A 10,228-nucleotide genomic window follows, 5' to 3' on the forward strand; every position below is an offset into this window, starting at 1 on the left:
TTAAAAGTTTTTAAATGTGCTTCAGTTTTGTCAACATATTCCTACGTATAAGTTAAGTTTCCAGCTAGGAACCCTATGGATAACCACAATTTAAATTTAACTTATACGTAGGGATATAGTACCAATGTTGAAGTCACATTTCGTCAGAGGAGTAAGGGATTCGCACAAAATCACAGATTTTGGCTCTCTGCTTAAATTAAAGCTCTAGACTAATTAAAAATATTTAACGTGACGAAACATGGTAATATATCCGGTCGTGTAAGTTAAATTTCGGGCGTGGTTATCTATAGAACTATGAGCGTTGTATTATGTATATAATGAGTAAAGTAAAAGGAGGCTGACTTAATGAAGGAATTAATAGAAAAAATACATGAATCAATTACAAAAAATACACCTTTAGTTTGTGCCACTATATTTGGGAGTATGGGGTCATCTCCCCGTACTTCTGGTGCTAAAATGCTGATCTTTGAAGATAACAGTATCTTCGGTACTATTGGAGGAGGAAGATTAGAAGCAGGTGTTTTGGAAAAATCAAAAGAGGTTTTTAGAGATAAAAATAATGTCACAATGCATTTTAATTTAAATGGACTTAAAGAGACAGATATGATATGTGGGGGAGAAGTAGACGTTTTACTAGAGTATATAGATCCATATGATGAGAGAAATATAGAAATTTATAAAACTTGCTTACAAGCTATAAGTAACAATGAAAAAGCTACTTTCGTTACAGTTCTAAAGAAAGAAGATTTTTCAGTGAAAAGATATGTGCTTACTTACCAAAATGATAATAATTCAGAAGGAATAGATAAAGAAATCTTAAGCAATCTAAAAAGTCATATAGGATCTAGACAATTAAAGGCTGTTACTTTAGGTGACAGTATATATATATTAGAAACCATTTCTTATAATGATACAGTATATATTTTTGGAGCAGGTCACATATCACAAAAGTTGGCATCTCTCACCAAAATGGTGGATTTTAAGACTGTAGTATTGGATGATAGAGAAGAATTTGTTAATAGAGAAAAGTTTCCTATGATAGATGATATTATACTTTTAAAATCTTTTGATGACTCTTACCCAATTAATATAGATGAAGATAGCTATATTGTTACAGTAACTAGAGGTCATAACTGTGATTTAAAGGTATTAAAACAAATTTTAAAATCAAGAGCTGGGTATATAGGTATGATGGGGAGCAAAAGAAAAAGGATAGAAATTTGTTCTAAATTACAAGAGTATGGATATGAAGCCGATGATCTTTCTAGAATTCATAGTCCGGTAGGAATAGCAATAAAGGCAGAGACTCCAGAAGAAATAGCAATAAGTATTGCAGCAGAACTTATCAAAGAAAGAGCAGAAAAGTAAAATTTAGTCATATATATATAAAACTATGAAACTTGAGTTACACCAATATTTATATGAAATCTACAAAGATTAAGTTACAAAGCTGTATATAAAATTATTAATTTGATAATTATTTATCATAAATATAATTTCAAAGTATTTAATGTTTAATAACAAAGTGGTATAAAAACAAGCATATTATTAATAAAGTCATAAAAATATATCTAATTTGTAAATTGGCATGAAATTTGCTGTATTGATTATATATACATAAAAAATTATAAGAAGAGAGGTTGCAATAATCATGTCAACACAAAATGAAATAAAATGGATATGCAATGTATCAGCAAGAGATTCAATAAAAAATAAATTTTCAACAGAATTTATATCAAAAAAGGTTATAAAGGGAGTAAGAAATTTTCATAAAAGTTTTCCACAGTATGATATAACTCCATTACACAGTCTAAAAGAATTAGCAGGTTATTTAGGTATAGATCAGGTATGGGTAAAGGATGAATCCTATAGATTTGGGCTTAATGCTTTTAAAGTTCTAGGAGGTTCTTACGCATTAGGAAACTATTTATGTGAAAGATTAGGTATAAATATTGAGGATACATCCTTTGAAGAACTTAAATCTAAAGAAGTAAAAGAAAAGATAGGAGATATAACCTTTGTTACTGCTACAGATGGTAATCATGGAAGGGGAGTAGCTTGGGCGGCAAACCAATTGGGGCAAAAATCAGTTGTATATATGCCCAAAGGTTCCTCTCTTATAAGACTTGAGAATATAAGAAAAGAAGGGGCAGAAGCTTCTATAACGGATTTAAATTATGATGATGCAGTAAGGTTAGCTAACAAATATGCAGAAGAAAACAATGGAGTTATGGTACAGGATACAGCTTGGGAAGGCTATGAGAAAATTCCTACTTGGATTATGCAAGGATATGCCACATTAATAGATGAGGCTATGGAGCAAATTAAAGAGCAGGGAAAAGAACTGCCAACACATGTATTTTTGCAAGCAGGGGTAGGTTCCTTTGCTGGTGCTATTCAAGGATATTTAGCAGAACTGTACAAAGATGAAAGGCCAATAACCGTAATTGTGGAACCTAATGAAGCAGCATGTATATATAAATCTGCTTTAGCAAATGATGGTAAGCCTCATGCAGTAACTGGAGACATGCCTACAATAATGGCAGGACTTGCTTGTGGAGAGCCAAATATAACAGGTTGGAATATATTAAGAGATTATTCAGATATGTATATTTCTTGTCCTGATTATGTAAGTGCTAGAGGAATGAGAATATTAGGTAATCCCGTAAAAGGAGATCCACAAGTCATATCAGGAGAGTCAGGAGCAGTAGGACTTGGAATATTAAGTTTAATTGTTGAAGATAACTCTTTAAAAGATTTAGTAGAAAAGTTAAATTTGAATGAAAAATCAAGAGTTTTAGTAATAAGTACAGAAGGGGATACAGATCCAGTAAATTACAGAAAAATAACATGGGATGGATTGTATCGAAGCGCTACCTAAATATAGATGTCTAACCTAGGGACTTGACTTAAACCGGTATTCATATGAGTATCTCTTAGGTACTGTTAACTACTTTAAGTTATCTCTAAGGTTTGCTAAATGTACCGTCAGAGATACTCATATGAATACCTAGAGTAAGTTAAGAAGCAAGGTTAATGTGTATATAAGTTGAAATTAGGGAAATATTTTAAGCAGGTGATTTTATGAAAAAAACTCTTATAAAAAATGGAGTAATTATAGATGGTACTAGCAGTGATAGATTTAAAGCAGATATCTTAATAGTAAATGATACTATAGAGGAAATAGGAACCATAAAAGAAAGTAATTTTGATGAAGTAATAGATGCAGAGGGAAAGATAGTTTGTCCTGGTTTTATAGATACTCATAGCCATTCAGATTTGCAGATACTAGTTGATGGGTATATAGAACCAAAAGTAAGACAAGGTATAACTACAGAAGTTTTGGGGCAGGATGGTATTTCTATGGCCCCATTACCTGAACAATATATAAGCCCTTGGAGGAAAAATCTAGCTGGGCTTGATGGAGACAGTGATAAAATTTTATGGAACTGGAAGGATACTGAAGGATATTTAAACTTATTAGAAAAGTCTAGCATAGGTCCTAATGTAGCTTATCTTGCTCCACATGGAAATATAAGAATGGAAGCAATAGGACTTGAAAATAAAAAGGCAAGTGCTAAAGATATAGAAAGACTAAAGAATATAACTAGAAGAGAAATGGAAGCTGGTGCTGCTGGGTTATCCACAGGCCTTATATATATGCCTTGTGCATATGCAGATACAGAAGAGATTATAGAAATGTGCAAGGTAGTGGCTGATTACGACAGAGTTTTTGTAGTGCATCAAAGAAGTGAAGCAGATACTATAGTTGAATCTATGGAAGAGATAATAAAAATAGGTAGAGAAAGTGGTGTTAAGGTTCACTTTTCTCACTTTAAAGTATGTGGAAAAAAGAATTGGAATGAAATTGATAAAGTTATAGAATTGCTAGAAAAAGCAAAGTTAGAAGGTATAAGAGTATCTTTTGATCAATATCCTTATGTAGCTGGAAGTACAATGCTTGGAGTAATACTTCCGCCTTGGGTACATGATGGAGGAACTGATAAGCTTTTAGAGCGTCTTAAAGATAAGAATTTGAGAGAAAAAATGATTTATGATATTGAAAATGGTATACCAGCATGGGATAACTTTATAGATTTTGCAGGCTTTGACAACATATATGTAACTAGTGTAAAAACTGAAAAAAATAAAAGTTGTATAGGTAAAAATTTAACAGAGATAGCAGAACTTAAAGGAAAAGATGTATATAATGCTGTATTTGACTTATTATATGAGGAAGATAATGCGGTAGGTATGTATGATTACTATGGAAAAGAAGAACATGTAGTTAAATTTATGAAAAGGGAAGAACAAAATGTATGTACTGATGGATTACTTGGAGGTAAACCACATCCGAGAGTATATGGTGCTTTCCCTAGAGTTTTAGGTAAATATGTTAGAGAGGATAAAGCTCTTACTTTAGAAGAAGCTATATATAAGATGACTTTAAAACCAGCTACAGTATTTGGTATTAAAGATAGAGGAGAACTAAAGAAGGGTAAGAAAGCTGACATAGTTATTTTTGATGATAATACTATAATAGATAAGGCTACTTTTATAAATCCTGTTCAATATTCTGAAGGAATTAAAACAGTAATTGTTAACGGAGAAGTAGTTCTAAGTAATGGAAAGAGATCTGATAAGTTAACAGGTAAGGTTATAAGAATTAAAGACTAAAAATATATTTGTTTCTTTTGAGAGGAGGACTAAAAAATGTTATCAAAAGAAAGAGAAAATGAAATAATAAAATTATGTCAAGAATTGTTGGCCATTAAGAGTTATTCAGGAGAAGAACAAAATGTAGTTCAGCGAGCTAAGAAGGCTTTTGAAGAAATGGGATATGATGATTTTTATATAGATGAATATGGAAATATAATAGGACATATTAAAGGGAAGAGAGAAGGAAAAAGCATATTATTTGATGCCCATATAGATACTGTAACAGTTCCTGATGAAACAAAATGGAGTCATAATCCTTTTGCATCAGAAATTGAAAATAATAAAATCTATGGAAGAGGAGCTTCTGATATGAAGGGTGCCTTTTCAGCTATGATTTGTGCAGCTTCCTATTTCGCTAAGGATACTAATAAAGATTTCCCGGGAGATATTTATATAGCTGGAGTTGTTCATGAAGAATGCTTTGAAGGGGTAGCAGCAAGAAGTATTAGTAAAAAAGTAAAACCAGACTATGTAGTTATAGGAGAGGCTTCTCAATGCAATTTAAAGAGAGGACAAAGGGGAAGAGCTGAAATAGTTGTAGAAACTTACGGAAAACCAGCTCACTCTGCTAATCCTGAAAAGGGAGTAAATGCAGTTTATAAAATGAATAAATTAGTTGAAAAAATTAGAGATATAAAAAATGAGCATGATGACTTTTTGGGAGATGGAATACTTGAACTTACAGACATTAAATCATCACCATATCCTGGAGCTTCTGTGGTTCCTGATTATTGTAAGGTAACTTACGATAGAAGACTTCTTGTAGGTGAAACAAAAGAAAGTGTTTTAAAACCTATTTTAGATATAATAGCTGAAATGGAAAAACAGGATGAAAACTTTGAGGCTAAAGCTTATTATGCTGAAGGAACTGAAAAATGTTATACAGGAAACTCTATACAGGGAGAAAGATTTTTCCCAGCATGGGTTCGTGATGAAAATGATGAATATGTACAAAAGTGTTATAAGTCATTGGTAGAAGCGGGTTTAAATCCAGAAATAACTCACTATTCATTTTGTACTAATGGAAGTCACTATGCTGGAGAGGCTGGTATAAAGACTATAGGTTTTGGGCCGTCAAAGGAGAATTTGGCTCATACTATAGATGAATATATTGAGATTGATGAGCTTTTAAAGGCTGTAAAAGGATATTACGCTATAGCAAAAGGAGTTCTGTGCTCATAATAGAGTACTGAGCTTGGAAATTTAACTTATACTACGGTATATGTTGTCAAACTTCAGTACGTTAAAAATTTTTTATCAGTCTAAAGCTTGCATTTTAGAAAACCTAAGAATCTTCGATAAACTCGCTATGCTCAAACAATCGAATTTTCTAAGGTTTTCTAAAATACTTCGCTAAGACTGATAAAAAAATTTTTAAATGTACTTTCAGTTTTGACAACATATCCCTCCGTATAAGTTAAATTTCCACTAAAAAACTCCACACGTACCTAAAGTTAAGTTTTACTCAGAATTGATTTTAATCTCATTTTTATTTTAGTATTAGTTAAGATAACTCAATAAATGGTTAGAAGCAAGAAATAACCTCAATATATAGGAGGTGAAAAAATGTCCGTTTTAATAAAAAATGGAATTATAGTAAGTGATGAAGATATCATAACAGGTGATATTTATATAGAAGACGGTATTATTAAAGAAATAGGCAATAAAATAGATAAAGCTGCAGATGAGGTTATTGATGCAGAAGGGAAGTTGGTGATTCCTGGAGGCGTTGATGCTCATACTCATTTAAATATTCATATTGGTGATACTGTTGTTAAGGATGATTTTTATACAGGGACTGTGGCTGCGGCTTTTGGTGGCACTACTTGTATAGTGGATCATATGGGCTTTGGACCTGAGGATTGCAATTTGCATCATCAACTGGAGGTTTATCATAAGTATGCGAAGAACAATGCTGTTATAGATTATAGCTTTCATGGTGTTATTCAACATATAGATGATGGAATACTAAAAGAAATGGATGATATGGTACAAAAGGAAGGTATATCTAGCTTTAAATTTTACTTAACTTATGATTATAAACTTAGTGATGAAGAAGCATTAAAGGCTATGATTAAGTTAAATCAGCTAGGTGCAGTTACCACAGTGCATTGTGAAAATCATGGTGTAATAAATTATTTAAGAAATTTATTTGTAAGCCAAGGTAAGAAAGAGCCTATATATCATGCTTTAAGTAGGCCGGAAGAAAGTGAAGCAGAGGCTGTAAATAGAATGATCACTTTAGCAGCTGTAGCAGGTAATGCACCTTTATATATTGTACATGTATCCTGTGGGAAAAGTATGTATCATATAGCAAAGGCTCAAAGAGAAGGACAAAAAGTATATGCAGAAACTTGCCCTCAATATTTATTTTTAGACGAAGAGAAGTATAAGGAAGAAAATAATGAAGGTCTAAAATATATTATGAGTCCTCCATTAAGAAAAAAATACAATGGGAAAATGCTTTGGAATCATATAAAAAATAAGGATATACAGGTTGTAGCTACAGACCATTGTCCTTTTGATTTTTATGGTGATAAGCAGAGGGGAAAAGAGGATTTTACAAAATGTCCTAATGGTGCTCCAGGGATAGAAGCTAGGATTCCACTTATGTTTTCGGAAGGTGTCATGAAAGGAAGAATAGATATAAAAACTTTTGTAGATATAGTAAGTACTAAGCCTGCAAAGATCTTTGGTCTTTATCCTAAAAAGGGAGCTATTAGAGTAGGGTCAGATGCAGATATAGTAATTATAGATAAAGAAAAAGAAGTTACCATATCTAAAAATATGCTTCATGAAAATGTAGATTATACACCCTATGAAGGGGTGAAAATAAAGGGTTATCCTGTTTTAACTATGGTAAGAGGAAAGGTAGTTACTAGAGATAATGTATTTGTAGGAGAAAAAGGATACGGAAGCTTTGTAAAGAGAAGAAACTCCACTTTATAGAAAGGATTGGTAGTAGTAAATATGCTTATAATAAATGGAACAATTGTTACCTTTGATGACAAGGGAACTCTAATACCAGATGGTGCTGTTTATATTGAAAATAATTTAATAAAGGAAGTAGGTAAGTCCTCTGACCTCGAGAAAAAATATGAACAAGAAGAAAGATTGGATGCAAAGGGTAAAATTGTAATGCCTGGACTGGTATGTGCTCATTATCATGCTTACAGTGCTTTTGCAAGGGGAATGATATTAGATGGAGAGGCCCCTACTAATTTTATAGAAGTTTTGAGAAAAGTTTGGTGGAGACTGGATAAAAAGCTTACCTTAGAGGATATATACTACAGCGGGCTAGTTTCTGCTATAGATGCTGTTAAAAGCGGTACAACTTGTATAATAGACCACCATGCCAGCCCGTATGCTTGTACAGGCAGCCTTGATGCTCTAAGTAGAGCTTTTTCTCAAGTAGGAGTAAGAGGAAATTATTGCTATGAAGTGTCCGAAAGAGATGGACTGGATATAGCAAAAGAGGGATTAACAGAAAATTATAATTTTATCAAAGATGCTTTGATAAATAACAATGATTTAGTAACAGGTTCCTTTGGACTACATGCATCCTTTACAGTGTCTGATGATATTATAAAAGAAGCTGTAGCAATGAGGGATGATTTAAAATGTGGCTTTCATGTTCATGTATCAGAAGGTAACTTGGATGAAGAGTTAAGCATGTATAACTACGAAAAAAGTGTGGTACAAAGATTCTATGATATGAGAGTTCTTGGAGAAAAAACTATAGCTGTACATGGAGTAAATGTAAATGAAAAGGACTTAGAACTTTTAAAGGCTACAAATACCATAGTAGTTCATAATCCAGAGTCAAATATGAATAATGCTGTTGGAATACCTCCTATTATAGACATGATGAATAAAAGAATTTTGGTAGGTCTTGGAACGGATGGTTTTACTTCTAATATGTTTAGAGAAATAGATAACTTTTATATAGTGCATAAACTAATAAATAAAGACCCGAGAGTTTTAAATGTTGGAGAGGCTTTAAATGTGGCTATAAATAATAATGGAAAAATAGTTAATAGATTATTTGGGAAACCAGCAGCATGTATAAAAGAAGGAGCATATGGAGATTTAATAATAGTCGATTATGACAGTCCAACTCCTTTAAATAGTTCAAATATAGGTGGGCATATAATATTTGGTATGAATAGTAATAATGTACTAACAACAATAATTAATGGGAATGTGGTTATGAAAGATAGACAACTTATAAATATAGATGAAGAAATGATTATGAAAAAATCTAGAGAAGTTTCTAAAGCTTTGTGGCAGAGATTATAAGGAGGAAATTTATATGGCAGATTTAAAAGTAAAAATATCAGGAATGGAATTTGATAACCCTGTTATAGTTGCAGCAGGTCCACCTTCAAGAAATGCGGATATGATTATAGATTGTGTAAATAATGGAGCAGGTGGAGTAGTTAGTAAAACTATATCTACGGAAGCAGCTAATATACCCAAACCATGTATGGCAGATTATAAAAATAGATTTTTAAATACAGAGCTTTGGTCCGAGCACAGTCCAGAACATTGGATAGAAAATGAATATGAAAAGGCTAAGACTTGTGGTGCGCCTTTGATTTTAGGCATGGGGTATACTCCAGACCAGATAGCTAACTTAATACCAAGAGTAGACAAGTTTGCTGATGCCTATGAAATATCTAGTCATTATGTAGGGAGAGATATAACTCCTGTACTAAATACTTTAAAAGCAGCAAAAGCTAATACTAAAAAACCAATATATATGAAGGTAAGCCCTGGTATAGCTGATATTGGTGAATTTGGAAAAGCTCTTGAAGCTGCAGGGGCAGATGGATTAGTAGCTATAAATTCTGTAGGCCCGTGTTTTAGTATAGATATAGAGACAGGATTACCTAAAATGGGTAGTACAGAAGGGTACGGATGGATGTCTGGACCAGCTATAAAGCCAATTGCTTTAAGACATGTTTATGAACTTTGCAAAGCTGTAAACATACCAGTGTTTGGAGTAGGTGGAGTCTCAAATGGTGCGGATGTTATAGAGATGATTATGGCAGGTGCTGCGGCAGTACAGGTATGTACACAAGCTATAGTAGAAGGGAATAAAGCCTTTGGAAGAATAGTAAAGGAAACTAATGCGTGGTTAGATAGTCATGGATATAAATCCTTAGATGAAATAAGAGGAATAACTATAGAAAAAATGAAAGCAAGAACAGCTCCACAATACAATACTGTTTATCCAATAGTAGATGAAGCTAAATGTGTGGGATGTAATAGATGTAAAGAAAGCTGTGTATATCAAGCTATAGAAATAAAAAATAAGAAAGCAGTGGTTGATAACTCTAGATGCTTCGGATGTGGTCTTTGTACTACAAGATGTGGAGTAAATGCTATAGGATTCGTAGCGGAAACTTAACTTACACGACCGAATATGCTGCCAAACTTCAGCACGTTAAAAACTTTTAATCAGTCTAAAGTTCGTGTTTTTGAAAATCTAAGAAACTTTGATAAA

Annotated in this window: 7 protein-coding genes; all 7 read left to right on the plus strand. The window is 32.6% G+C overall.

The genetic code is table 11. The features are described from left to right. Positions 1–345 precede the first annotated feature (345 nt). The 7 genes from HGI79_RS21475 to HGI79_RS21505 all read left to right on the plus strand — a co-directional run bounded on the left by HGI79_RS21475 (position 346) and on the right by HGI79_RS21505 (position 10,132). Positions 346–1,368: an XdhC family aldehyde oxidoreductase maturation factor gene (locus tag HGI79_RS21475; RefSeq protein WP_185652714.1), complete on the plus strand. Its 1,023-nt coding sequence runs from the start codon at positions 346–348 to the stop codon at positions 1,366–1,368. A 283-nt stretch (positions 1,369–1,651) separates the two neighbouring features. Next, the gene (dpaL, locus tag HGI79_RS21480) at positions 1,652–2,881 is read left to right on the plus strand and encodes a diaminopropionate ammonia-lyase (protein ID WP_185652715.1); all 1,230 of its coding nucleotides are present in this window, start codon (positions 1,652–1,654) and stop codon (positions 2,879–2,881) included. 203 nt (positions 2,882–3,084) lie between these two features. Further along, positions 3,085–4,677 carry an amidohydrolase family protein gene (locus HGI79_RS21485; protein ID WP_185652716.1) on the plus strand — a complete coding sequence of 531 codons (1,593 nt, stop codon included), beginning with the start codon at positions 3,085–3,087 and terminating at the stop codon, positions 4,675–4,677. Positions 4,678–4,713: 36 nt separating this feature from the next. Further along, entirely contained in the window at positions 4,714–5,901 is a 1,188-nt protein-coding gene (locus HGI79_RS21490; RefSeq protein ID WP_185652717.1) for a YgeY family selenium metabolism-linked hydrolase, read from the plus strand. Positions 5,902–6,285: 384 nt separating this feature from the next. After that, on the plus strand, positions 6,286–7,668 hold the full coding sequence (gene hydA, locus HGI79_RS21495; RefSeq protein ID WP_185652718.1) for a dihydropyrimidinase: 1,383 nt from the start codon (positions 6,286–6,288) through the stop codon (positions 7,666–7,668). A 6-nt stretch (positions 7,669–7,674) separates the two neighbouring features. After that, a complete protein-coding gene (gene ssnA / locus HGI79_RS21500) occupies positions 7,675–9,018 on the plus strand; it encodes a putative aminohydrolase SsnA (protein WP_241428305.1) in 1,344 nt (447 codons plus the stop codon). 13 nt (positions 9,019–9,031) lie between these two features. Further along, a complete protein-coding gene (locus HGI79_RS21505; protein ID WP_185652719.1) occupies positions 9,032–10,132 on the plus strand; it encodes a 4Fe-4S dicluster-binding protein in 1,101 nt (366 codons plus the stop codon). Positions 10,133–10,228 lie beyond the last annotated feature (96 nt).

It is taken from the genome of Clostridium sp. DJ247, from assembly GCF_014231265.1.

Bases quoted from the DNA above. Each gene is read 5' to 3' on its own strand.
- HGI79_RS21475 (WP_185652714.1), top strand. From the start codon at position 346: ATGAAGGAATTAATAGAAAAAATACATGAATCAATTACAAAAAATACA.
- dpaL (WP_185652715.1), top strand. From the start codon at position 1,652: ATGTCAACACAAAATGAAATAAAATGGATATGCAATGTATCAGCAAGA.
- HGI79_RS21485 (WP_185652716.1), top strand. From the start codon at position 3,085: ATGAAAAAAACTCTTATAAAAAATGGAGTAATTATAGATGGTACTAGC.
- HGI79_RS21490 (WP_185652717.1), top strand. From the start codon at position 4,714: ATGTTATCAAAAGAAAGAGAAAATGAAATAATAAAATTATGTCAAGAA.
- hydA (WP_185652718.1), top strand. From the start codon at position 6,286: ATGTCCGTTTTAATAAAAAATGGAATTATAGTAAGTGATGAAGATATC.
- HGI79_RS21505 (WP_185652719.1), top strand. From the start codon at position 9,032: ATGGCAGATTTAAAAGTAAAAATATCAGGAATGGAATTTGATAACCCT.